Below are 23,724 nucleotides of genomic sequence, written 5' to 3'. Positions count from 1 at the left end.
CAGTCGCTGCTAGCCGGTTGGAGGATGACCGATGCTGATCATTGCGCTGGTCTTGGCCCTGATTGGGCTCCTGGCCTTGGTGTTCGCGGTGGTCACCAGCAACCAGCTAGTGGCCTGGGTATGCATCGGGGCCAGCGTGCTGGGTGTGGCGTTGCTGATCGTCGATGCGTTGCGAGAACGCCAGCAAGGTGGCGCGGACGAAGCTGATGGGGCTGGGGAAACGGGTGTCGCGGAGGAAGCCGACGTCGACTACCCGGAGGAAGCCCCCGAGGAGAGCCAAGCCGTCGACGCCGGTGTCATCGGCAGTGACGAGCCATCGGAGGAGGCCAGCGAAGCGACCGAGGAGTCGGCGGTATCGGCGGACCGAAGCGACGACAGCGCCAAGTAGGGTCGTCAGCGACACCGACCTCGGTAGGGGCGTCGTGGGAGGTTATCGGGTGGTTTGTCGCCCAGCTCCGGATCTAGACCCTCGACCACGCATCCTGACCATCCCAGTCACCTCACGAGAATCCTCTCGTTAGGTCGCTGCGCCTGTGGTTGGCGTCGCGAGCAGCTCGCGGACCTCGTCGTCGGTGACCTGATGAAAGTCGTTATAGACCTGGCCGACGGCCTCAAACGCTGCCGGCATGGTTGCGCACACCACGTCGTCGGCTTCCGCCGCGAGCTCGCGGCAGGCTGTGGCCGGACCGACCGGGACCGCGACGACGATCGACTCCGGTCCGGTGGCACGGATGGTGCGCACCGCCGCCAGCATGCTCGCGCCGGTGGCGATGCCGTCGTCAACCAGGATCACGATCCTGGCGCGCGGATCGACGACAGGGCGTCCGCCGCGATACGCCAGCTCGCGCCGCTGCAGCTCTGCCGTCTCGCTGTCGATCGCCGCACGCACCTGCTGGTCGGTGATGCGCAAGCTGGAAACCACGTCGTCGTTCATCACGACCCCGCCCCCACTGGCCAACGCGCCCATCGCCAGCTCGCGCCACTGCGGCACGCCGAGCTTGCGAACCAGAAATACATCCAATTCGGCGCCTAGCGCCGACGCGACTTCCCAGCCGACGGGGACGCCACCGCGGGCAAGGCCGAGGACGAGCAACCGGTCCCTGCCGCGATAGGACGCAAGTTCGTCGGCCAATACGCGACCAGCATCGCGGCGGTCGCGAAACCTGCGGGTCGGCGTCCGCCGGAGAAAACCACTTGGTGGATTCATCGGTCGCATTTCCGGCTGCTGACCTACCAAGCCTACGACCAAGACTGGCTGGTGGCACCCGGGCGGCAGCAGGCCGGGGCACCGCAGATCTCGTCGCCAGGAGGCGTCCGGGCGGTGCCGCCCGTGCGTCGAGCTCTCGGTAACCTCATCCGGATCGGCGAGTGGGACCCAACCGATCACGCGCGCTATCCAATCATGGTGGCGCGCAGTGGCCAACAGAGACTCATTCTCGGCCGGATCGTCCGCCGCCTCGACAGCGATTGTGTAATGCACTCCTGCCGCTTGCAGTTCCGGCAGTAGATCGGCTGGCTGAAACGAGCGCCGCAAACGCTCGAACGTCGGATCGCCGGCATATGGTGGCGCTTCCATTCATGACGTTTGCTAGCTGCCATAGGCCCAGAAGTGGTCATGGCAGGCCTCCCCGGGATACGGCTGCTTACCCTCGAAGTCGTCCGCGGCGTGCCTCGTCTTCGACCCGTCACATGTGGTGTCCGAGGGGGGACTTGGCCACCTGCGACCCGGGTTGAGGTCTTTCAACTGAGCGGATGACACCTGCCAGCTTGAAGTTCGGCCTGGCCTCCGAATGCTGCGCTGCTGCCGGCGTTGGCTGCCTTGGGTATCGTTGAGTGGTGGTCAACCGGGCATTGCTGGCGAGCGTCGACGCACTGTCGCGTGATGAGCAGATTGAGCTCGTCGAGCACATCAACGGAAACCTAGCCGAGGGCATGCATATCAGCGAGGCCAACCAGGCGCTCATCGAAGCGCGGGCCAATGACACCGACGATGCTCATTGGTCCACCATTGATGACTTCGACAAGCGGATCCGCGCCCGGCTCGGATGACGCGCAGGCTGCGCGTCCATAACGGGGTTGAAGACGACCTATTCGAGGCGTTTTCCTACTACGCGGACGCGGCGCCAGATCAGATCGATCGGCTTTACAACTTGTTTGTCGATGCCGTGACGAAGCGGATTCCGCAGGCTCCGAACGCGTTTGCGCCGTTATTCAAGCACTATCGACACATCTACCTCCGGCCCTTCAGGTACTACGTTGCCTATCGGACGACCGACGAGGCTATCGACATACTGGCTGTTCGGCACGGAATGGAGAACCCGAACGCGGTCGAGGCTGAGATCTCTGGCCGCACCTTCGAGTGATCGGTGAGTTCTTAGGTATTAGGACATCAACGAGATGCCCATCGTCGGTATGAGCAAACTCATAACGTTAGTTTTTGACGAGGTCAAGGCTTGGTTTTGATCTATAGAGCTAAGAAGTTGTGTCCGAGGGGGGACTTGAACCCCCACGCCCATTAGTAGGGCACTAGCACCTCAAGCTAGCGCGTCTGCCATTCCGCCACTCGGACCAACCAACCACCGGGGCTGGCAGCTAAGGCTATCGGATTGCCCCGCACCGGCCCAACCTAGCTCGGCGACGATGCGCCCCGGGTAACGGGGTGAGGAGGAGCCGGGCAATCAAATCGAGCTCGGCGACGATGCGCCCCGGGTAACGGGGTGAGGAGGAGCCGGGCAATCAAATCGAGCTCGGCGACGATGCGCCCCGGGTAACGGGGTGAGGAGGAGCCGGGCAATCAAATCGAGCTCGGCGACGATGCGCCCCGGGTAACGGGGTGAGGAGGAGCCGGGCAATCAAATCGAGCTCGGCGACGATGCGCCCCGGGTAACGGGGTGAGGAGGAGCCGGGCAATCAGCCCACGTAAGCAAATCCAGCTCGGCGACGACGCGGGCCCGGCGCGCCAGGGGCGATCGGCTCGCCAGGGTTACGAGTGGTAGGAAAGGTGACTGTGACAGATGAGACCGGGGCTTCAAGCGACCACAGCGATGATGTCGCCCAGGTCGTCAGCAGGCTAATCCGGTTCGATACCACCAACAGTGGCGAACCCGGGACCACCAAGGGTGAGGCCGAGTGCGCACGCTGGGTCGCCGAGCAGCTCGCCGAAGTCGGCTACCAACCTGAATACGTTGAATCCGGTGCGCCCGGCCGCGGCAACGTGTTCGCCCGGCTGGCGGGCGCCGATAGTTCTCGCGGCGCGCTGCTGATCCACGGGCATCTCGATGTGGTGCCGGCTGAACCGGCCGAATGGAGTGTGTACCCGTTTTCCGGCGCCATCGAAGACGGCTACGTCTGGGGTCGTGGCGCGGTCGACATGAAGGACATGGTGGGCATGATGATTGTGGTTGCCCGCCACCTTCGTCAGGCCGCTATCGTGCCGCCACGGGATCTGGTGTTCGCGTTCGTTGCCGACGAGGAGCACGGCGGCAAGTACGGGTCGCACTGGCTGGTCGACAATAGGCCCGATCTGTTCGACGGCATCACCGAGGCAATCGGTGAAGTCGGCGGTTTCTCGCTAACCGTGCCCCGGCACGATGGTGGCGAACGTCGCCTGTACCTGATTGAAACCGCCGAGAAGGGCATCCAGTGGATGCGGCTGACGGCACGCGGCCGGGCTGGGCACGGCTCGATGGTGCACGACCAGAACGCGGTCACCGCCGTTTGTGAGGCGGTCGCTCGCCTAGGGCGCCACCAGTTTCCGCTGGTCTGCACTGACACCGTCGCCCAGTTCTTGGCCGTAGTCGGAGAGGAGACCGGACTGGCCTTCGACCTTGACTCGCCGGACCTGGCCGGGACGATCGACAAGCTTGGCCCGATGGCCCGCATGTTGAAGGCAGTGCTACATGACACCGCGAACCCTACGATGCTCAAGGCCGGATACAAGGCCAACGTCGTCCCGGCGACCGCGGAGGCAGTTGTGGACTGCCGCGTGCTTCCGGGTCGCCGGGCGGCGTTCGAGGCCGAAGTCGACGCGCTGATCGGACCCGACGTGACCCGGGAGTGGGTCAGCGATCTGCCATCATATGAGACCACCTTCGACGGTGATCTGGTCGCCGCCATGAACGCCGCGGTGTTGGCGGTCGACCCAGACGGTCGCACGGTGCCGTACATGCTGTCCGGTGGAACGGACGCGAAGGCGTTCGCGCGCTTGGGTATTCGGTGCTTTGGCTTCAGCCCGCTGCGCTTGCCGCCGGACTTGGATTTCACCTCGTTGTTCCACGGCGTCGACGAGCGGGTACCCATCGATGCGTTGCGGTTCGGCACCGAGGTGCTAACGCACTTGCTGACACACTGCTAATCGAAAACGAGGCTAGTCGCAACGTCGATCACACGAGAGGACTGACCATGACAACTTCACCCGACCCGTATGCCGCGCTGCCCAAGCTGCCGTCCTTCAGCCTGACGTCAACCTCGATCACCGATGGGCAGCCGCTGGCTACACCCCAGGTCAGCGGGATCATGGGTGCGGGCGGGGCGGATGCCAGTCCGCAGCTGAGGTGGTCGGGATTTCCCAGCGAGACCCGCAGCTTCGCGGTAACCGTCTACGACCCTGATGCCCCAACCCTGTCCGGGTTCTGGCACTGGGCGGTGGCCAACCTGCCTGCCAACGTCACCGAGTTGCCCGAGGGTGTCGGCGATGGCCGCGAACTGCCGGGCGGGGCACTGACATTGGTCAACGACGCCGGTATGCGCCGGTATGTGGGTGCAGCGCCGCCTCCCGGTCATGGGGTGCATCGCTACTACGTCGCGGTACACGCGGTGAAGGTCGAAAAGCTCGACCTCCCCGAGGACGCGAGTCCTGCATATCTGGGATTCAACCTGTTCCAGCACGCGATTGCACGAGCGGTCATCTTCGGCACCTACGAGCAGCGTTAGCGCTTTAGCTGGGTTGCCGACGTCTTGCCGAGCCGACCGCTTCGTGCAGCGAGCCGAACCCGCCGTCATGCAGCTTGCGGGCAATGCCTTCATGGATGTCCTTGGCCCACCGTTCCCCGCCGTAGATGAAGCCGGTATAGCCCTGTAGCAGCGATGCGCCCGCTGTGATGCGCTCCCACGCGTCGTCGGCCGTCTCGATGCCGCCCACGCTGATCAGCGCCAATCGATCACCGACCCGGTCATAGAGCCGACGCAGCACCTGGACCGCGCGCTGAGCCAGCGGTGGCCCCGAGATGCCGCCGGGACCCAACCGGTCGACCCCCGGTGTGGTCAGGCCGTCGCGTGACACCGTGGTGTTGGTTGCCACGATGCCGGCCAGGTCTAGCTCGACGGCCAGGTCCGCGATGTCGTCGAGGTCGGAATCGGACAAGTCCGGCGCGATCTTCACCAGCACCGGCGTCGAAGTCTCGGCGCGGACGGCAGACAGGATGGGCCGCAGCGATTCGACCGCCTGCAGATCGCGTAACCCCGGTGTGTTCGGAGAGCTGACGTTGACCACCAGATACGACGCCAGCGGGCCGACCATCCGGGCGCTGGCCCGGTAGTCGTTGACCGCGTCGCCGGCCGGCGTTTTCTTGGTCTTGCCGATATTCACCCCGATCGGAATCTCGGGTCGGTGCCGCGCGAGTCGGATCGCCAGTGCCCGGGCACCGTGATTGTTGAATCCCATCCGGTTCAGCAGGGCGCGGTCGTCGGCTAGCCGGAACAGGCGGGGGGCCGGGTTGCCGGGCTGCGGATGAGCGGTGACGGTGCCGATCTCGGCGTAGCCGAACCCCATCGCACCCCAACTGGATAGTGCGGTGCCGTCCTTGTCGAACCCCGCGGCCAGCCCGAGCGGTGCCGGGAAGCGCACCCCGAACACCGTGCTGGCCAGCACCGGATCCGTCGGGCCCAGCAGTCGGCGCAAGAGCCGGCGCACTGGCGCCACGGCGGCCACGCCGCGCAGCACGGCGAAAACCAACTTGTGCGCGTGCTCGGGTGGGATCAGGAACAACAGCCGACGCACCAGGGGATACATCCGATAGCGGTCTGCGCGCGGGCTGGCCCCGGCCTTCAGAGCCACAGCTGCGGCTGGTCTGGCCGGCGGTTCGCCTCTGCGTCTGCCCAGCGAGATTTCTTGCGGCGCAACAATACCCGCCTGCTGCCGTCGGTATAGAGGCGTACCCGTGCTAGCTCCCAGCCGCGGTATTCGGCCTCGATGGACAGCCGGGTGGACGCGCTGACCCTGGTCACTTCTGGCGGTAGGCGCAATGGCGCCCACTCGTACTCGTCGGACATCTCGGAATCCCAGCCGGTAGGCAACCAGGTCCGCCGCGCCGCGGGTCGGCTGCTCATCGGGTGCCCGCCGCGTGTTCGATGACCTGGACCCCGGCACCGGATCCCGACACCACGTACAAGGTGTCCGACGTTTCGTCGAAGGCCAACGAGTTGGGTTGTTGCACGGTTGGGTAACGCACCTTCTCTACGGGTATTCCGGTGGTCAGATCGTAACCAATGACGGTGTTGGACGCGGTTTGGGACACCCACGCCAATTCGCGGGATCCGGCCAGCCCGTACGGAGCCTGCCGCACCGGGTAGGCCTGGCGCAAGATCAGCGGGTCGACGCCGTACACCAGTAGTTGGCCACCACGGGTGTCGGCGATCAGCACCCGGCCCAGCGGATCGGCGGCCATGGTCGTCGCACCTTGGCCGGCGCGCAGTGCCTGCTGGGCATGACCGTCGGCGCCGATCGTGGTCACCGAGGTCTGGCCACGATCCAGAACAACGGTTGTATTCCCTTGTGTTACAAGGGCATCCACGCGCGCGAAGATCTTGGTCCGGCTGGCTACGGTGGCGGCGCCGGACGCCGGGTCAACTGCGGGGTTCTTGGCAAGCGTGTAGACGGCGCCATCTGCGCTGCCCAGCACCAGCTTGCCGTCGGAGCGGCGGGCGATCGCGGTGAAATCGGTGTGCGCTGCGTCAGCGACATTCACTCGTGCGGTGTGACCGGAGGACAGGTCGGCCACGAAGTAGCCGCCGCGGGCGGCAAGGAAGGCCGTGCCGTGGTCGTCGCTGGTCAACGCGGCTGCCGGGCCCGGCAGAAAAATGACGCGCGGTGCAACGTGCACGTCATCGAAGACCATGATGCTGGCGGGTGCCGCCGAATCGGCGCCCGGGCGCAGAGCCACCAATTGGCGGGTGCCGTTGTCGAATAGTGCCGCCCGGGGGTGGCCGCTCAGTGGTCGCACTGCACCGGCCGGGTCTTGCGAAGTAGGCGGTGACACCGCCGGTTGGGCGGGTTCGATGGTGGGCGGATACCCGGGTGCGAAGTTAGCCAGCGGGTTCGAAGAACAGCCTGCGACCAGGACTGACAACATCAACAGGCCGATGAAGCGGCGTTGAACTGCTGGTTTATTCCCTGTTAGCAACGGTCAGCCTTCGGATGCGAAACATGAAGTCAACCTCTCACGAATCCGAATCTGGCAAGTTGCTTTAAATCTCGTCATGTCGCCCACGGGAAATGGTACTCCAGAGGTATTCTCTGGGCATGACCGTCACCGCTGACCGGCATCTCGCAGACAAGCGCGAAGAGTTTGCTGTTGAAGATATATCGACGGGAATTTTCGCCAGCGGGTATGGGCAAGTCGGCGATGGACGCAGTTTCTCCTTCCACATCGAGCATCGCTCGCTCGTCGTCGAAATCTATCGACCGCGCGTGGCCGGTCCGGTGCCGCAGGCTGAGGACGTGGTCGCGATGGCGGTCCGTGGCCTGGTCGACATTGACCTGACCGACGAACGCAGCCTTGCTGCGGCCGTGCGCGACTCGGTGGCATCCGCGGCGCCGGTGTCGCGTTAGGCGCATCCGTCTACCGGCCGCCGGTAACCGGGTACCGTCGTCGTCGTGACCGCGGCTCCGGCGATGTCTTGGTGGCAAGTCATCGTGTTGGCCGCGGCCCAGGGTTTGACCGAGTTCCTGCCGGTGTCGTCCTCGGGACATCTGGCGATCGTGTCGCGGATCTTCTTCAGCGGCGACGCCGGTGCCTCGTTCACCGCCGTGAGCCAGTTGGGCACCGAGGCCGCCGTAGTGATCTACTTTGCGCGCGATATTGTGCGCATCCTGAGCGCTTGGTTGCACGGCCTGGTCGTGAAGGCACATCGAAACACCGATTATCGGCTGGGCTGGTATGTCATCATCGGCACAATCCCGATCTGCATTTTGGGCCTGTTCTTCAAAGACGACATCCGGTCGGGCGTCCGCAACCTGTGGGTCGTGGTGACCGCGCTGGTGGTGTTTTCCGGGGTGATCGCACTCGCCGAATACGTGGGGCGCCAGAGTCGTCACATTGAGCGGTTGACCTGGCGGGATGCCGTGGTGGTTGGTATTGCCCAAACCCTGGCGCTGGTCCCCGGGGTATCCAGGTCCGGGTCGACCATCAGCGCTGGACTGTTTCTCGGACTCGACCGTGAACTGGCCGCCCGATTCGGATTCCTGCTGGCCATTCCAGCGGTGTTCGCTTCCGGGTTGTTCTCGTTGCCCGACGCATTCCACCCGGTAACCGAGGGCATGAGCGCTACTGGCCCGCAGTTGCTGGTGGCCACCCTGATCGCGTTCGTCCTCGGTCTGACCGCGGTGGCCTGGCTGCTGCGGTTTCTGGTGCGACACAACATGTACTGGTTCGTCGGCTACCGGGTGCTCGTCGGGACGGGCATGCTCGTGCTGCTGGCTACCGGGACGGTAGCCGCGACATGACCGTCATCTTGCTACGCCATGCCCGTTCCACCTCGAACACCGCGGGCGTGCTGGCCGGCCGGTCCGGCGTCGACCTCGACGAGAAGGGGCGCGAGCAGGCCACCGGGTTGATCGATCGAATTGGTGACCTGCCGATCCGGGCGGTCGCGTCTTCTCCGATGCTGCGGTGTCAACGCACCGTCGAACCGCTGGCCGAGGCGCTGTGCCTGGAGCCGCTCATCGATGACCGGTTCTCCGAAGTCGACTACGGCGAATGGACTGGCAGAAAAATCGGTGACCTGGTCGACGAGCCGTTGTGGCGGGTAGTCCAGGCCCACCCCAGCGCGGCGGTGTTTCCCGGCGGTGAGGGTTTGGCGCAGGTGCAGACTCGCGCTGTGGCAGCCGTCCGCGACCACGACCGGCGGCTGGCCGATCAGCACGGCCACGACGTGCTGTGGCTGGCCTGCACCCATGGCGATGTCATCAAGGCGGTGATCGCAGACGCGTTCGGTATGCATCTGGACAGCTTTCAGCGAATCACCGCCGACCCGGGTTCGGTGAGTGTCGTCCGCTACACCCAGCTGCGCCCGTTCGTGCTGCACGTCAACCACACCGGCGCCCGGCTGGCCCCGGCTTTGCAGGCCGCGGCTTCCGCCCAGGGTGCGTCACCGGAGCCGAACGCGGCGGTGCCACCCGGCGACGCGGTGATCGGCGGTTCCACCGACTAGCGTGTGGGGTGACCGTCGACGAAGAACGCGGCAACGGCGTCTGCGCGGTATTTTGGAGGTGCCATGGCCCGCGCAATTCACGTATTCCGCACACCCGACCGTTTCGTCGCCGGGACTGTTGGCCAGCCCGGAAACCGCACGTTCTACCTACAGGCGGTGCACGACTCCCGGGTGGTGTCGGTGGTCCTGGAGAAGCAGCAGGTTGCGGTGCTCGCCGAGCGCATCGGAGCGCTGCTGTTCGAGGTTAACCGCCGGTTCGGCACCCCGGTGCCCCCGGAACCCACTGAGATCGACGACCTCAGCCCCCTGATCATGCCGGTGGATGCCGAGTTTCGGGTCGGGACGATGGGGCTGGGCTGGGATTCGGAGGCGCAGAGCGTGGTGGTCGAACTGCTGGCCGTCACCGACGCGGAGTTCGACGCTTCCGTGGTGCTCGACGACACCGAGGAAGGGCCCGACGCGGTGCGGGTATTTCTGACGCCGGAGTCCGCCCGACAGTTCGCTACTCGGTCCTACCGCGTCATCTCTGCGGGACGCCCGCCGTGCCCGCTCTGCGATGAACCGCTGGATCCCGAGGGACACATCTGTGCGCGCACCAACGGTTACCGGCGCGATGTGCTGCTCGGGTCTGGCGATGACCCTGCGGGATGACGAGCATGCGGTGTTGGCCGACGGCGAGCTGACAGTCCTCGGGCGGATCCGCTCGGCGAGCAACGCCACCTTTTTGTGTGAGTCCACGCTGGGTCTGCGCAGCCTGCATTGCGTCTACAAGCCGGTCTCGGGCGAGCGGCCGTTGTGGGATTTCCCCGACGGAACGCTGGCCGGCCGCGAACTCAGCGCCTATCTGGTGTCGACACAGTTGGGCTGGAACCTGGTGCCGCACACCATCATCCGAGACGGTCCGGCGGGCATAGGCATGCTACAGCTCTGGGTGCAGCAACCCGGCGACGCGGTCGACTCCGACCCTCTGCCCGGGCCCGACCTGGTCGACCTGTTTCCCGCCCACCGGCCGCGGCCGGGCTATCTGCCGGTGCTGCGGGCCTACGACTACGCCGGTGACGAGGTCGTTTTGATGCACGCGGACGACATCCGGTTGCGCCGGATGGCGGTGTTCGACGTGCTTATCAACAACGCCGACCGCAAGGGCGGTCACATCCTGTGCGGCATCGACGGCCAGGTCTACGGGGTCGACCATGGATTGTGTCTGCACGTCGAGAACAAGCTGCGCACCGTGCTGTGGGGTTGGGCCGGCAAGCCGATTGACGACCAAATTCTGCAGGCGGTTGCCGGGCTCGCCGATGCTCTTGGCGGCCCGCTTGCCGAGGCGTTGGCCGGGCGAATCGCCGCAGCCGAAATCGGCGCGCTGCGCCGACGCGCGCAATCGCTGCTGGACCAACCGGTGATGCCCGGGCCGAATGGGCATCGTCCCATTCCCTGGCCGGCGTTTTAGGTCGACGATGTCGAATGCCGCGGCAGGTGTGAGTGGTCGCGGGAACGCACGTGGATGAGTCCCGATCCGCAGGAAGGCGGCCAGGCTCTGCCACGGCAAGCCGACCCGACGGGAGCCGTTGAGTTGTTCCGAAAGCCAGCCAACCGCGGCGCGGTGCCGCGCGGCACGCTCGTCGACGGCATAGAGCAGGAGGTTTGCGTCAATGAGCATTAGCCGCTTGCCGGGCCGTCCAGTGTTTCGATCGCGTCGCCGATGTTGGAGTAGTCGATTCCCTCGCCCATGTCGTACGTCTGCTGCTGGAACCGATTTGCGACCTGTCGTTTCGTGAGCCCGGCACGGATCAACTCGTTGACGGCTTCGCTCAGCCCGATCGAGCGTTCCTTCCGCAAGCGCTGCACGGCAGCGGCAACGTCGTCGGCGAGACTGACCGTGGTTCGCATCCCACTATTGTGCATCAAGATGCGAATTATAGAGCATCATGATGTGAAGCCCCATTGTCAAATGCCTGCGTTCAGCTCGGCGATACTGAAGTGGTGAGCCCTGCCGCACCTGATCTGACGGACGACCTGACTGACGCCGAGCTGGCCGCCGACCTGGCGGCGGACGCGGGAAAGCTGTTGCTCCAGGTGCGTGCGGAGATCGGTTTCGATCAGCCATGGACGCTCGGGGAAGCCGGTGACCGCCAGGCTAACTCGCTGCTGTTGCGACGGCTGCAGGCCGAACGGCCGGGTGACGCAGTGCTCAGTGAGGAGGCCCACGACGATCTGGCCCGGCTGAAATCCGATCGGGTGTGGATTATTGACCCGTTGGATGGCACCCGCGAGTTCTCCACACCGGGTCGCGACGACTGGGCGGTACACATTGCGCTGTGGCGGCGTTCCTCCAATGGCCAGCCCGAGATCACCGACGCCGCGGTGGCGTTGCCGGCCCGTGGCAACGTGGTGTACCGCACCGATACGGTGACTTCCGGCGCCGCGCCGGCCGGCGTTCCTGGCACCTTGCGGATTGCCGTCAGCGCCACCCGGCCACCGGCAGTCCTGCACCGCATCCGCCAGACGCTGGCGATCCAACCGGTGTCGATCGGTTCGGCGGGCGCCAAAGCGATGGCCGTCATTGACGGCTACGTCGACGCCTACCTGCACGCCGGAGGCCAATGGGAGTGGGATTCCGCGGCGCCGGCTGGGGTGATGTTGGCCGCCGGCATGCACGCGTCACGACTCGATGGCTCGCCGCTGCGATACAACCAACTGGACCCCTACCTGCCGGATCTGCTGATGTGTCGAGCCGAGGTGGCACCGATCCTGCTCGGTGCCATCGCCGACGCGTGGCGCTGATCGGCGCGCGGGCTGCTCAGAAAGGCTGGGGTCACCGGGCCGTTTAGAGTCGAGGACATGCAGTCGTGGTATTGCCCACCGGTTCCGGTGTTGCCGGGACGAGGCCCGCAGCTACGGCTGTACGACAGCGCCGACCGGCAGGTCCGTCCGGTGGCGCCCGGATCTAAGGCCACCATGTACGTCTGCGGGATCACGCCCTACGACGCCACGCATCTGGGCCATGCTGCCACCTATGTGACGTTCGACCTGATCCATCGGCTGTGGCTGGATCTCGGTCATGAATTGCACTATGTCCAGAACATCACCGACATCGACGATCCACTATTTGAGCGCGCGGATCGCGACGGTGTCGACTGGCGTGACCTTGCCCAAGCCGAGGTCGCCCTGTTCTGTGAGGACATGGCGGCGCTGCGGGTGCTACCACCGCAAGACTACGTGGGGGCCACCGAAGCGATTGCTGAAATGGTCGAGCTCATCGAAAAAATGCTGGCGTGCGGGGCGGCCTATGTCATAGACCGGGAAATGGGAGAGTACCAGGACATCTACTTCCGCGCTGACGCCACCCTGCAGTTCGGCTACGAGTCAGGTTATGACCGTGACACCATGCTGCGGCTGTGCGAGGAACGTGGCGGCGATCCGCGGCGCCCCGGCAAGAGCGACGAACTCGACGCGTTGTTGTGGCGGGCCGCGCGGCCCGGTGAGCCCAGCTGGCCGTCCCCGTTCGGGCCTGGCCGGCCAGGCTGGCATGTCGAGTGCGCGGCCATCGCGCTCAGTCGTATCGGAAGCGGCCTCGACATCCAGGGCGGTGGTAGCGACCTGATCTTTCCGCACCACGAGTTCACCGCTGCGCACGCCGAATGTGTCAGCGGCGAACGGCGATTCGCGCGGCACTACGTGCATGCCGGGATGATCGGCTGGGACGGGCACAAGATGTCAAAGAGCCGCGGCAACCTAGTGCTGGTGTCGGCGCTGCGTGCGCAGGACGTTGAGCCATCGGCGGTTCGGCTGGGTTTGCTCGCCGGACACTACCGAGCCGATCGGTTCTGGAGCCAGCAGGTGCTTGACGAGGCGACCGCCCGGCTGCACCGTTGGCGCAGCGCAACCGCACTTCCCGCCGGTCCGGCCGCAACTGACGTTGTCGCTCGGGTGCGCCGCTACCTGGCCGACGATCTCGATACGCCCAAAGCGATTGCCGCACTGGATGGTTGGGTCACCGATGCGGTGGAGTACGGCGGCCACGATGCCGGGGCGCCGAAGTTGGTGGCGACGGCGATCGATGCCCTGCTCGGGGTGGACCTGTAGCCGGCGCGGCGGTACGTTTTCGGCCATGACATCGCTGCAAGGCAAGGTCGTCTTCATTACCGGTGCTGCCCGGGGAATCGGGGCTGAGGTCGCCCGTCGGCTGCACAACAAGGGCGCCAAACTGGTGCTGACCGACCTGAGCAAATCAGAGCTGGCGGTGATGGGCGCCGAACTCGGCGGCGACGACCGCCTACTCACCGTGGTAGCCGACGTGCGCGACCTGCCCGCCATGCAGGCCGCAGCCGAGACGGCCGTCGAACGATTCGGCGGCATCGACGTCGTCGTGGCCAACGCCGGCATCGCCAGCTACGGCTCCGTGCTGAAGGTCGACCCGCAGGCGTTCCGGCGGGTGTTGGACGTCAATTTGCTGGGTAACTTCCACACGGTGCGGGCGACGTTGCCCGCGCTGATCGACCGCCGCGGTTACGTATTGATCGTCTCGTCGCTTGCCGCGTTCGCGGCGCCGCCCGGGATGGCGCCCTACAACATGTCGAAGGCGGGTAACGAGCACTTCGCCAACGCGTTGCGACTCGAGGTCGCACACCTGGGCGTCAGCGTCGGCTCGGCGCACATGTCGTGGATCGACACCGCGTTGGTTCGCGATACCAAGGCCGACCTGCCTGCGTTCGCCGAATTGCTGGCGCGCCTCCCTTGGCCGTTGAACAAGACCACGTCGGTCAACAAGTGTGCGGCCGCATTCGTCAACGGCATTGAGGGCCGAAAAGATCGCGTGTACTGCCCGGGCTGGGTGGCCCTGTTCCGTTGGCTCAAGCCGTTGTTGTCCACCCGGGTAGGCCAACGTCCCATCCGCAACACCGTTGCCAAGCTGATGCCCCAGATGGATGCCGAGGTCGCCGCGCTCGGCCGCTTTGCCAGCGCCTACACCGAATCACTCGAGAATTCCTAGAGGTTCTGCCGCGCTCGATTCAGGACAGGTCGCGGAAGGCGAGTGCGAACCCGATCACTCCGATAATGGCAGCGGCGGCGTAACCGATGATCGACCACCAGCCCATGCGAAAGTACGCGGTCACGGCGACGACGGCCATGGCCAAGAAGACCATTGCCATTCCGTACAGTGGTGGCTTACTGGCGTAACGGTTGCGGATGATCGATTCACCTCTTCGAAGCATCAGTCTCTTGACCTCACGGGCGGGTTGGCGACCGCCGGAAATGGCCCGGTATGACCCAGCCTTTCGCGGGCGACGGCCATGACACGCTTGCGTACCAGGTACCAGCCTGCGGTCAGGGCCGGAATGACAATAATCAGTGTCGCCACCGTCCAGGTGCCGATCGGTTTGTCGGACGCCATCGTAACCAGCACGACAAGCAAGAAGAGCAAGGTGAGGTAGCCGCTGTAGGGGGAGAAGGGCATGCGGAACCGCGGCCGCTGCATGATCCCGGCGTTGGCCAGCTTGTGAAGTCGAAGCTGACACAGCACGATGGTGGCCCAACCCGCGATGATGCCCAGCGCGGACATGTTGAGCACAATCTCGAAGGCTTCACCGGGCTTGAAGGCGTTCAGCGCGACACCGAACAGGGTGATGACCGCGGTCAACACGATCCCGCCATAGGGCACACCGCTTTTCGACATTCGCGCGGTGAACCTTGGGGCGCTGCCGCTCATCGCGATCGAATGCATGACGCGGCCGGTCGAATACAGCCCCGCGTTCAGGCTCGACAGCGCGGCGGTAAGCACAACGATGTTCATCAAGTCACCGGCACCGTGGAAACCGATTTTGGAAAAGAACGTGACGAACGGGCTCTCGCCGGCCTTGTAGGCGGTATACGGCAGCAACAGCGCTAGCAGGGCCACCGACCCGACATAAAAGATCGCGATGCGAGCGACCACCGAATTGATCGCCCGCGGCATGATCTTCTCCGGCTCGGCGGTCTCCCCGGCTGCCGTCCCTACCAATTCGACTGCTGAGTACGCGAACACCACTCCCGAGGTAACGATCAGCAGCGGCAGCCAGCTTGTCGGGAACAGCCCGCCATGGTTGTTCCACAAGCTCAATCCGGTGCTGTGGCCGTCGACGGGGTATCGCCCGGCCAAAAAAACGGTTCCCACCACTAGGAACGCCATCAGCGCGAGAACCTTGATCAGCGCGGCCCAAAACTCCAGCTCGCCGAACCATTCGACCGAAATCAGGTTCATCGACAACACCACCGTCAAGGCGATCAGGGCAAGAATCCATTGTGGGACCACCGTGAAGATCGTCCAACGCTGCAAGTAGGTGGCGATCGCGGTGGTGTCCACGATCGACGTCATCGCCCAGTGCAGGAAGTACATCCAGCCCACCGCGTAAGCGGCCTTCTCGCCGAAAAATTCACGTGCATACGACACAAACGAGCCTGACGACGGACGGTGCAGCACCAGCTCACCCAGCGCCCGCAGGATCAGGAAGACAAAAACCCCGCACACGCCGTACACCAAGAACAACCCAGGTCCGGCCTTGGCAAGCCGGCCGCCAGCGCCGAGGAACAGGCCGGTCCCAATCGCGCCGCCGATCCCGATCATCTGCAGTTGTCGGGGCTTGAGGCCTTTGTGATAGCCGGCCTCTTCGCCGAAGGCGTCGACACGCTGTGAGGCCGCGCTCAATTCAGGAGTCTCGGGCGGCTTCGTAATGGCGGTCCTATCGTTGTCCTACCGGCGCGGAATTTGCTCTTGCGATCCTCGCCCACTCTAGGGGTGGCGGCAACTCCACCGGAATCGTACCCGCACACACCGCAACGTCGGCTGGCGCCGTCGATGCTGCGGAGAAGATAAGAAAATCATTAGTGCTGCTTCCTAGTGTGGGGTCGCGCGAGTGCGGTCACGGTAGCGTTCGCGCTGTCGCCGCCTACTTAACGGTTCGTTAGGTCCTTGCCGGGCGGCCGTAAACGGTTGGAGACTACATGTCGTTCGTAATCGCGCAACCTTCTTTCTGACCGCGGCCGCCGCGGATGTGGCGGGGATCGGTTCGGCGATCAGCGCGGCCAATGCGCTCGTGGCAGGCCCGACGACGGCGTTGGCGGCCGACCGCCGCCGACGAGGTGTCGATGGCTATCGCGGCGCTGTTCGGCGCGAATGCGCAGGAATACCAACAGATCAGCGCGCAGGCGGCCGCGTATCTCGCGCAGTTTGTCGCGGCCCTAACCTCGGGTGGCGGGTGGTACGCGGCCGCCGAGACCGCCAACGCCACGTTGGCACACGAAGTGCTCAATGCCGTCAATGCGCCCACCCAGGCATTGTTGGCCGGCCGTTGATCGGCGACGGCGCTAACGGCGGGCCGGGCCAGCCCGGTGGGCCGGGTGGATTGCTGTATGGCAATGGCGGGCACGGTGGGGCGGGTGCCGCCGGTCAGGACCGTGGGGCCGGCAACAGTGCGGGATTGATCGGTAACGGCGGGGCCGGCGGCGCCGGTGGCAATGGCGGCATCGGAGGCGCCGGCGCTCCCGGCGGCCTCGGTGGCGACGGCGGGAAAGGTGGGTTCGCCGACGAGTTCACTGGGGGCTTTGCCCAAGGTGGCCGCGGTGGCTTCGGCGGCAACGGGAATACCGGAGCCTCTGGCGGCATGGGTGGTGCCGGCGGCGCGGGCGGGGCTGGCGGGGCCGGCGGTCTGCTGATCGGTGACGGCGGGGCCGGCGGCGCCGGCGGGATTGGCGGTGCCGGCGGTGTGGGCGGTGGGGGAGGGGCCGGCGGGACCGGTGGCGGCGGCGTTGCCAGCGCCTTTGGGGGTGGTAACGCCTTCGGTGGCCGCGGCGGTGACGGCGGCGATGGTGGCGATGGTGGCACCGGCGGCGCCGGAGCTGCCGGCGGTGCCGGTGGCGCGGGCGGGGCGGGCGGCTGGCTCAGTGGCCACTCGGGCGCCCACGGCGCCATGGGCGGAGGTGGCGAGGGCGGGGCCGGCGGCGGCGGCGGTGCGCGCGGCGAGGCTGGTGCCGGCGGTGGTACGTCGACAGGCACGAATCCCGGCAAAGCCGGCGCTCCGGGCACTCAGGGTGATTCCGGCGATCCTGGGCCGCCCGGCTGACACCGTCGTCCGCCGCAGCGCAACCTCCCTCTAGCGCCCGAACCCCGGGCGGCGCCGGCGCAGATAGCGCTCGAACTCGGCGGCCAGCGCGTCGCCGTCGATGTTGCCCAGCGCGTCGTTCATGTCCACCGCGGCGTCGCCGTGCTGTTCCAGCGTCTGCACGTACTCGGCCAGCTCGTGATCTTCGGTGATCGTCTCGGTGATCTCGCGCTCCCACGCCTCGGCCTGTGCGGGCAGGTCCGCCAACGGCACCTCGACGTCGAGCACGTCCTCGACCCGGCGCAGCAACGCAATCGTCGCCTTCGGGTTCGGCGGGTGCGACACGTAATGCGGCACCGCCGCCCAAAACGTCACCGCCGGGATGCCGGCCCCCACACAGGCAGATTGGAAGACGCCGGCGATGCCGGTGGGGCCCTCGTAGTGTGTTTCTTGAAGGCCGAACTGCCGCGCCGACGCCGCGGAGTAGGCCGCACCCGAGACCGGCACCGGCCGGGTGTGTGGGGTGTCGGCCAGCAGCGCCCCCAGGATCACCACGGTGTCCACGTTGAGTTTGTCGATGACCGCCAGCAGCTCGTCGCAAAACGTGCGCCAGCGCATATTCGGCTCCACCCCGCACATCAACACCACGTCGCGGTCGCTGCCGGGTGGGCGGCAGTATGAGATCCGCATCGCCGGCCACTGCAGCTCCCGGGTGACCCCATCGACTTGGCGTATGACCGGCCGATTGACCTGGTAGTCGTAGTAGGCCTCGTCATCGATCTCGACAATCGGCAGTGCTTGCCAGCTGGCCGCCAGGTGTGCCACGGCATCGCTGGCCGCGTCGCCGGCGTCGTTCCAGCCCTCGAACGCCGCCACGACGACGGTGTTGTGCAGTTCGGGCAGCGGTGCGTTGCCCTCCGATGGGGTCACCTGGTCAGCCTACGGCGTCCACCTTGGGCGACGATGCGAACCGTGCACGTCGTCTGAGGCGGCCCGGCTAGTAGCGATGGCCACGCTTTGTCGCGCTGAGGTGGGCACGTTGTGTGCCTGCCTCAGCTGAGACTCCTGTGGCAGCTGTGACCGATGCGACGTCGCGGTACCTGGCAGAGCGCTGTCAACGACTGAGGAAATTTCATAGGCCGACTATCCTTGCCATGTGACTGCGGCCGACAAGCACCTCTACGACACCGATCTGCTCGACGTCTTGTCGCAGCGAGTGATGGTCGGCGACGGTGCAATGGGAACCCAACTACAGGCCGCGGACCTCACGCTCGACGACTTCCGCGGCCTGGAGGGCTGCAACGAGATCCTCAACGAAACCCGCCCTGACGTGCTGGAAACCATTCACCGCAACTATTTCGAAGCGGGCGCCGACGCCGTCGAGACGAACACGTTTGGCTGCAACCTGTCCAACCTCGGCGACTACGACATCGCCGACAGGATCCGCGACCTATCACAGAAGGGCACCGCGATCGCACGCCGGGTGGCCGACGAGCTGGGCAGTCCCGACCGCAAGCGCTACGTGCTGGGGTCGATGGGGCCGGGCACCAAGCTGCCGACCCTGGGCCACACCGAATACGCGGTGATCCGCGACGCCTACACCGAGGCCGCGCTGGGCATGCTGGACGGCGGAGCCGACGCCATCCTGGTGGAAACCTGCCAGGACCTACTGCAGCTGAAGGCGGCGGTGTTGGGGTCGCGGCGGGCGATGACGCGGGCCGGGCGGCACATTCCGGTGTTTGCCCACGTCACCGTCGAGACCACCGGCACCATGCTGCTGGGCAGCGAGATCGGGGCGGCGTTGACCGCTGTCGAGCCGCTCGGTGTGGACATGATCGGCTTGAACTGCGCGACGGGTCCGGCCGAGATGAGCGAGCACCTGCGCCACCTGTCCCGGCACGCCCGCATCCCGGTGTCGGTGATGCCCAACGCCGGGTTGCCGGTGCTGGGCGCCAAGGGCGCCGAATATCCGTTGCTGCCCGACGAATTGGCCGAGGCGCTGGCCGGCTTCATCGCCGAGTTCGGGCTCTCGCTGGTCGGTGGCTGCTGCGGCACCACCCCGGCCCATATCCGCGAAGTGGCTGCCGCGGTTGCGAACATCAAGCGTCCCGAGCGACAGGTCAGCTACGAGCCGTCGGTGTCGTCGCTGTACACCGCGATCCCGTTCGCCCAGGACGCCTCGGTTCTGGTGATCGGGGAGCGAACGAACGCCAACGGCTCCAAGGGTTTTCGTGAGGCGATGATCGCCGAGGACTACCAGAAGTGCCTGGACATCGCCAAGGACCAGACCCGCGACGGCGCCCACCTGCTGGACCTGTGTGTGGACTACGTGGGCCGCGACGGCGTGGCCGACATGAAGGCGCTGGCCAGCCGGCTGGCCACGTCCTCGACGCTGCCGATCATGCTGGACTCCACCGAAACCGCGGTGCTGCAGGCGGGTTTGGAGCATCTGGGTGGCCGTTGCGCGATCAACTCGGTGAACTACGAGGACGGCGACGGCCCGGAATCGCGCTTTGCCAAGACCATGGCGCTGGTCGCCGAGCACGGCGCGGCGGTGGTCGCGCTGACCATCGACGAAGAGGGCCAGGCCCGCACCGCGCAGAAGAAGGTCGAGATCGCCGAGCGGCTGATCAACGACATCACCGGCAACTGGGGCGTCGACGAATCATCCATCCTCATCGACACCTTGACGTTCACCATCGCCACCGGTCAGGAGGAGTCCCGCCGCGACGGCATCGAGACCATCGAGGCGATCCGCGAACTGAAAAAGCGCCACCCGGATGTGCAGACCACACTTGGTCTGTCCAACATCTCGTTTGGTCTCAATCCCGCAGCGCGCCAGGTGCTCAACTCGGTGTTCCTGCACGAATGCCAAGAAGCGGGGCTGGATTCGGCGATCGTGCACGCGTCGAAGATCCTGCCGATGAACCGGATTCCCGAGGAGCAACGCAACGTCGCCCTGGATCTGGTCTACGACCGCCGCCGCGAGGACTACGATCCGCTGCAGGAGCTGATGCGGCTGTTCGAAGGCGTGTCGGCGGCCTCCTCGAAAGAGGACCGACTGGCTGAACTAGCTGGGCTGCCGCTGTTCGAACGGCTGGCCCAACGCATCGTCGACGGCGAGCGCAACGGCCTGGACGCCGATCTCGACGAGGCGATGACGCAAAAGCCGCCGCTTCAGATCATCAACGAACATCTGCTGGCCGGCATGAAGACGGTCGGCGAGCTCTTCGGCTCCGGCCAGATGCAGCTGCCGTTCGTGCTGCAGTCGGCGGAGGTAATGAAAGCCGCCGTCGCGTATCTGGAACCGCACATGGAGCGCTCGGACGACGATTCGGGCAAGGGACGCATCGTGCTGGCCACCGTCAAGGGCGACGTGCACGACATCGGCAAGAACCTGGTCGACATCATCTTGAGCAACAACGGCTACGAAGTGGTCAACATCGGCATCAAGCAGCCAATCGCCACCATCCTCGAAGTCGCCGAGGACAAGAGCGCCGACGTGGTCGGCATGTCGGGCCTGCTGGTGAAGTCGACCGTGGTGATGAAGGAAAACCTCGAGGAGATGAACACCCGGGGAGTCGCCGAAAAGTTCCCGGTGCTGCTCGGCGGCGCGGCGTTGACGCGCAGCTATGTCGAAAACGACCTGGCCGAGATCTACCAGGGCGAAGTGCATTACGCGCGAGACGCTTTCGAGGGCCTGAAGTTGATGGACACCATCATGAGCGCCAAGCGCGGCGAGGCGCCCGACGAAAACAGCCCGGAAGCCATTAAGGCGCGTGAGAAAGAAGCCGAACGTAAGGCCCGCCACCAGCGATCCAAACGCATTGCCGCACAGCGCAAAGCCGCCGAAGAACCAGTCGAGGTGCCCGAACGCTCCGATGTCGCGGCCGACATCGAGGTCCCGGCGCCGCCGTTCTGGGGTTCGCGGATCGTCAAGGGCCTGGCGGTGGCCGACTACACCGGTCTGCTCGATGAGCGCGCATTGTTTTTGGGCCAGTGGGGTTTACGCGGCCAGCGCGGCGGTGAGGGTCCGTCCTACGAAGATCTCGTCGAGACCGAGGGCCGGCCGCGGCTGCGGTACTGGTTGGACCGGCTGTCCACCGACGGCATCTTGGCGCACGCCGCCGTGGTGTACGGCTATTTCCCGGCGGTGTCCGAGGGCAACGACATCGTGGTGCTCACCGAGCCCAAGCCCGACGCCCCGGTGCGCTACCGGTTTCACTTCCCGCGCCAGCAGCGCGGTCGGTTTTTGTGCATTGCCGATTTCATCCGCTCGCGGGAGCTGGCCGCCGAGCGTGGCGAGGTTGACGTGCTGCCGTTCCAGCTGGTGACCATGGGTCAGCCGATCGCGGATTTCGCCAACGAGCTGTTCGCGTCCAACGCCTACCGCGACTACCTGGAGGTGCACGGTATCGGCGTGCAGCTCACCGAGGCGCTGGCCGAGTACTGGCACCGGCGGATCCGTGAGGAGCTCAAGTTCTCCGGGGATCGGGCGATGGCGGCCGAGGATCCGGAGGCGAAAGAAGACTATTTCAAGCTCGGCTACCGCGGTGCTCGCTTTGCCTTCGGCTACGGCGCATGCCCGGATCTGGAGGACCGCGCCAAGATGATGGCGCTGCTGGAGCCCGAACGCATCGGTGTGACGTTATCCGAGGAATTACAGCTGCATCCCGAACAGTCGACCGACGCCTTTGTCCTGCACCATCCGGAAGCCAAGTACTTCAACGTTTAATCTGACCCGTCCCACGTGTGCGGAAGCATCGGCTGCGACAGGACGTCGGCGAATCCGCCGCCTAGGTGAGTGAGCCCGGTCGCTGATCCGGGCGCCGATTTTGGGATCGTGCCGGCGAACCCCAGCGCATCCAATCCACGGTTGCCGGCGGCGACGTCTGCCATCTCCGGTGTGTTTGGCATGGTCAGGCGGCCGTCGTCGGCCAGAAACTCGAAGCGGTGTTGCCGGAGACGTCGCCGCAGTCTTGTTGCTTTGCTGGCGCTGCTCTGAGCTTGGTCGCCGGGCAGTTTGGCGGCAGGTGCGGCGGCATCGGTGGTAACACCGGCGAGTGCTGTCGTCTTGGCGATCGGGTTGAACCCTTCCCCGTCGGGACCACCGACCGCGTAAAGGCCTTGGGCGGCACTGGATCCGGGAGTCGACGGTGCCGTCGGTGCCGCGGACGTGGTCGGAGCGGGTGCGGGCGTGGTAACCAGGGCAGCCGGGTTGGTACCCACCAGGGTGACTCCGGTGGCCGCAGGCCAGCTTTGCCGGCTGGGACCATCGGAGTGCACACTTTCGACCATTGGTCCGGCCGGCCCCGATACCGCACCGAGCCCGGCAAGCCCGGTCAGCCCGGCAGGCAACAGGACCGGACTCGTCAGCGGGGCGAACGGTCCGAAATAGATCAGTGGGTCCAGCACCAGGTAGGCGAGAAACGTGAAGACTGGACCGGACACGAACGAGATGAACCAGTCCAACACCTGGGCGATGAGGTCGCCGAGCGGCCCCGGCAGCAGCTCAACAGCCAGATAGCGCAGCAGCTCCAGGAAATCCTTGAGTAGCTGCAGGATCAGTTTGGTCGGGTCGGGGAAGCTGCTGCTAGCCGCCGAGCTGGCCGCACTGGTCACTATCTGCGGCGCCGGCGGCGTGCTGGGGGTCGCCGCCACGCTTTCGTGCGCGACGGCTTGATAGTGGCTCATGACGGTGGCGGCCTGGATCCACATGCGCAGGTAGTCGGCCTCGTTGAGGGCGATCGGGATGGTGTTGACACCGAAGAAGTTGGTGGTCACCAGAGCGCCGTGCATGGCATGGTTGGCCGCCAACTCGGCTAGCGTAGGCATGCCCCCCAATGCGGACGTATACCCGGCGGCGGCCGTTTCGTGCGCGGCGGCTGCTGCGGTGGCCACCGTGGCAGCGTGGGTTAGCCAATACCGGAACGGTTGATGGGCGACGACGAACCGGTCGGCGCTGGGCCCCTGCCACGAGCTTGCCTGCACCGCAGCGAGCACGCTTGCGAGTTCCGTTGCAATTTCGGTGTATTGCGCGGCCAGCGCGTGCCACGCCCTGGCCGCGGCCAGCAGCGGACCGGGACCCATGCCGGTGGACAGCCATGCTGACGGCACTTCCGGCGGAACTGCGAACCACATCGGGAAGGTCACGTTCGGCTGCCTCCTTCGACCACAGGAATAACTAGGTTAGCCTAACCTATATTAGGATGCCCTA

General features: G+C 65.7%; 26 protein-coding genes and 1 tRNA gene. 17 read left to right on the top strand and 10 right to left on the bottom strand.

Features of this window, described 5'->3' with window-relative positions; translation table 11 throughout:
• Positions 1-31: 31 nt before the first annotated feature.
• Positions 32-388 (top strand): hypothetical protein, encoded by a 357-nt coding sequence (locus MCAN_RS11360; protein ID WP_014001150.1) that lies wholly within the window; start codon positions 32-34, stop codon positions 386-388.
• A 129-nt stretch (positions 389-517) separates the two neighbouring features.
• Here the strand turns inward: MCAN_RS11360 and MCAN_RS11355 are convergent, their stop codons facing one another.
• A complete protein-coding gene (locus MCAN_RS11355) occupies positions 518-1,576 on the bottom strand; it encodes a phosphoribosyltransferase (protein ID WP_003411129.1) in 1,059 nt (352 codons plus the stop codon).
• Positions 1,577-1,833: 257 nt separating this feature from the next.
• Here MCAN_RS11355 and MCAN_RS11350 point away from each other — a divergent pair, with 257 nt between their 5' ends.
• Together MCAN_RS11350 and MCAN_RS11345 are read left to right on the top strand one after the other, a co-directional pair.
• Entirely contained in the window at positions 1,834-2,049 is a 216-nt protein-coding gene (locus MCAN_RS11350) for an antitoxin ParD2 (protein WP_003411127.1), read from the top strand.
• Positions 2,046-2,363, top strand: a complete 318-nt coding sequence (locus MCAN_RS11345) for a type II toxin-antitoxin system RelE/ParE family toxin (RefSeq protein ID WP_003411124.1) — start codon at positions 2,046-2,048, stop codon at positions 2,361-2,363. The genes MCAN_RS11350 and MCAN_RS11345 overlap by 4 nt, the downstream gene beginning before the upstream one ends.
• Positions 2,364-2,483: 120 nt before the next feature.
• On the opposite strand, the gene MCAN_RS11340 is transcribed toward MCAN_RS11345, so the two are convergent.
• A tRNA-Leu gene (locus MCAN_RS11340) sits at positions 2,484-2,569 on the bottom strand.
• 438 nt (positions 2,570-3,007) lie between these two features.
• On the opposite strand from MCAN_RS11340, the gene MCAN_RS11335 reads away from it, so the two are divergent.
• Positions 3,008-4,354: a M20/M25/M40 family metallo-hydrolase gene (locus tag MCAN_RS11335; protein WP_014001149.1), complete on the top strand. Its 1,347-nt coding sequence runs from the start codon at positions 3,008-3,010 to the stop codon at positions 4,352-4,354.
• Between the two features lie 47 nt (positions 4,355-4,401).
• A complete protein-coding gene (locus tag MCAN_RS11330) occupies positions 4,402-4,932 on the top strand; it encodes a YbhB/YbcL family Raf kinase inhibitor-like protein (protein ID WP_003411119.1) in 531 nt (176 codons plus the stop codon).
• A gap of 4 nt (positions 4,933-4,936) precedes the next feature.
• Here the strand turns inward: MCAN_RS11330 and MCAN_RS11325 are convergent, their stop codons facing one another.
• From MCAN_RS11325 to MCAN_RS11315, 3 genes are read right to left on the bottom strand one after another with little or no spacing between them, the layout of a single operon-like run.
• The gene (locus tag MCAN_RS11325; protein ID WP_014001148.1) at positions 4,937-6,010 is read right to left on the bottom strand and encodes a quinone-dependent dihydroorotate dehydrogenase; all 1,074 of its coding nucleotides are present in this window, start codon (positions 6,008-6,010) and stop codon (positions 4,937-4,939) included.
• Positions 6,011-6,045: 35 nt separating this feature from the next.
• Positions 6,046-6,327: a DUF5703 family protein gene (locus tag MCAN_RS11320; protein ID WP_003411112.1), complete on the bottom strand. Its 282-nt coding sequence runs from the start codon at positions 6,325-6,327 to the stop codon at positions 6,046-6,048.
• On the bottom strand, positions 6,324-7,400 hold the full coding sequence (locus tag MCAN_RS11315) for a YncE family protein (protein WP_003411110.1): 1,077 nt from the start codon (positions 7,398-7,400) through the stop codon (positions 6,324-6,326). The genes MCAN_RS11320 and MCAN_RS11315 overlap by 4 nt, the downstream gene beginning before the upstream one ends.
• Positions 7,401-7,519: 119 nt before the next feature.
• Here MCAN_RS11315 and MCAN_RS11310 point away from each other — a divergent pair, with 119 nt between their 5' ends.
• The 6 genes from MCAN_RS11310 (at position 7,520) to MCAN_RS22985 (ending at position 11,092) form a co-directional block, all read left to right on the top strand.
• The gene (locus tag MCAN_RS11310; protein ID WP_003899184.1) at positions 7,520-7,828 is read left to right on the top strand and encodes a hypothetical protein; all 309 of its coding nucleotides are present in this window, start codon (positions 7,520-7,522) and stop codon (positions 7,826-7,828) included.
• A 63-nt stretch (positions 7,829-7,891) separates the two neighbouring features.
• On the top strand, positions 7,892-8,722 hold the full coding sequence (locus tag MCAN_RS11305; protein ID WP_003411105.1) for an undecaprenyl-diphosphate phosphatase: 831 nt from the start codon (positions 7,892-7,894) through the stop codon (positions 8,720-8,722).
• Positions 8,719-9,429: a histidine phosphatase family protein gene (locus MCAN_RS11300; protein ID WP_014001147.1), complete on the top strand. Its 711-nt coding sequence runs from the start codon at positions 8,719-8,721 to the stop codon at positions 9,427-9,429. Before MCAN_RS11305 ends, MCAN_RS11300 begins: the two co-directional genes overlap by 4 nt.
• 63 nt (positions 9,430-9,492) lie before the next feature.
• Positions 9,493-10,080, top strand: a complete 588-nt coding sequence (locus MCAN_RS11295; protein ID WP_003411102.1) for a DUF3090 domain-containing protein — start codon at positions 9,493-9,495, stop codon at positions 10,078-10,080.
• Positions 10,064-10,879 carry an SCO1664 family protein gene (locus MCAN_RS11290; RefSeq protein ID WP_003900473.1) on the top strand — a complete coding sequence of 272 codons (816 nt, stop codon included), beginning with the start codon at positions 10,064-10,066 and terminating at the stop codon, positions 10,877-10,879. Before MCAN_RS11295 ends, MCAN_RS11290 begins: the two co-directional genes overlap by 17 nt.
• Before the next feature lie 54 nt (positions 10,880-10,933).
• Positions 10,934-11,092, top strand: coding sequence for a hypothetical protein (locus MCAN_RS22985; protein ID WP_003411100.1), 159 nt, complete (start codon positions 10,934-10,936; stop codon positions 11,090-11,092).
• On the opposite strand, the gene MCAN_RS11285 is transcribed toward MCAN_RS22985, so the two are convergent.
• Positions 11,089-11,319 carry a ribbon-helix-helix protein, CopG family gene (locus tag MCAN_RS11285; RefSeq protein WP_003411099.1) on the bottom strand — a complete coding sequence of 77 codons (231 nt, stop codon included), beginning with the start codon at positions 11,317-11,319 and terminating at the stop codon, positions 11,089-11,091. The genes MCAN_RS22985 and MCAN_RS11285 overlap by 4 nt on opposite strands.
• 90 nt (positions 11,320-11,409) lie before the next feature.
• Between MCAN_RS11285 and cysQ the strand changes: the two genes are divergently transcribed.
• From cysQ to MCAN_RS11270, 3 genes are read left to right on the top strand one after another with little or no spacing between them, the layout of a single operon-like run.
• Entirely contained in the window at positions 11,410-12,213 is an 804-nt protein-coding gene (gene cysQ / locus MCAN_RS11280; RefSeq protein ID WP_003411096.1) for a 3'(2'),5'-bisphosphate nucleotidase CysQ, read from the top strand.
• A gap of 57 nt (positions 12,214-12,270) precedes the next feature.
• Positions 12,271-13,515 (top strand): cysteine--1-D-myo-inosityl 2-amino-2-deoxy-alpha-D-glucopyranoside ligase, encoded by a 1,245-nt coding sequence (gene mshC, locus MCAN_RS11275; RefSeq protein ID WP_014001146.1) that lies wholly within the window; start codon positions 12,271-12,273, stop codon positions 13,513-13,515.
• Between the two features lie 25 nt (positions 13,516-13,540).
• Positions 13,541-14,422: an SDR family oxidoreductase gene (locus MCAN_RS11270; RefSeq protein ID WP_003411086.1), complete on the top strand. Its 882-nt coding sequence runs from the start codon at positions 13,541-13,543 to the stop codon at positions 14,420-14,422.
• 19 nt (positions 14,423-14,441) lie between these two features.
• Here the strand turns inward: MCAN_RS11270 and MCAN_RS11265 are convergent, their stop codons facing one another.
• Both MCAN_RS11265 and MCAN_RS11260 read right to left on the bottom strand, forming a co-directional pair.
• Positions 14,442-14,645: a hypothetical protein gene (locus MCAN_RS11265; protein WP_003411082.1), complete on the bottom strand. Its 204-nt coding sequence runs from the start codon at positions 14,643-14,645 to the stop codon at positions 14,442-14,444.
• Complete coding sequence (locus MCAN_RS11260) at positions 14,645-16,114, bottom strand: amino acid permease (protein ID WP_003411072.1); 1,470 nt, start codon at positions 16,112-16,114, stop codon at positions 14,645-14,647. The genes MCAN_RS11265 and MCAN_RS11260 overlap by 1 nt, the downstream gene beginning before the upstream one ends.
• Positions 16,115-16,494: 380 nt before the next feature.
• Here MCAN_RS11260 and MCAN_RS23595 point away from each other — a divergent pair, with 380 nt between their 5' ends.
• A complete protein-coding gene (locus tag MCAN_RS23595; protein WP_003411067.1) occupies positions 16,495-16,761 on the top strand; it encodes a PE family protein in 267 nt (88 codons plus the stop codon).
• On the top strand, positions 16,758-17,528 hold the full coding sequence (locus MCAN_RS11250) for a hypothetical protein (RefSeq protein WP_014001145.1): 771 nt from the start codon (positions 16,758-16,760) through the stop codon (positions 17,526-17,528). Before MCAN_RS23595 ends, MCAN_RS11250 begins: the two co-directional genes overlap by 4 nt.
• Before the next feature lie 30 nt (positions 17,529-17,558).
• Here MCAN_RS11250 and MCAN_RS11245 read toward each other — a convergent pair whose 3' ends face one another.
• Complete coding sequence (locus tag MCAN_RS11245; RefSeq protein WP_014001144.1) at positions 17,559-18,437, bottom strand: PAC2 family protein; 879 nt, start codon at positions 18,435-18,437, stop codon at positions 17,559-17,561.
• A gap of 226 nt (positions 18,438-18,663) precedes the next feature.
• Between MCAN_RS11245 and metH the strand changes: the two genes are divergently transcribed.
• Positions 18,664-22,242: a methionine synthase gene (metH, locus tag MCAN_RS11240; protein WP_003900472.1), complete on the top strand. Its 3,579-nt coding sequence runs from the start codon at positions 18,664-18,666 to the stop codon at positions 22,240-22,242.
• On the opposite strand, the gene MCAN_RS11235 is transcribed toward metH, so the two are convergent.
• On the bottom strand, positions 22,239-23,660 hold the full coding sequence (locus MCAN_RS11235) for a PPE family protein (RefSeq protein ID WP_014001143.1): 1,422 nt from the start codon (positions 23,658-23,660) through the stop codon (positions 22,239-22,241). The genes metH and MCAN_RS11235 overlap by 4 nt on opposite strands.
• Positions 23,661-23,724: the final 64 nt, after the last annotated feature.

The sequence above is a fragment of the Mycobacterium canetti CIPT 140010059 genome (genome assembly GCF_000253375.1).
In the GTDB taxonomy this organism is placed as follows: Bacteria; Actinomycetota; Actinomycetes; order Mycobacteriales; family Mycobacteriaceae; genus Mycobacterium; species Mycobacterium tuberculosis.
This window is presented reverse-complemented; position numbering and strand designations above follow the sequence as displayed.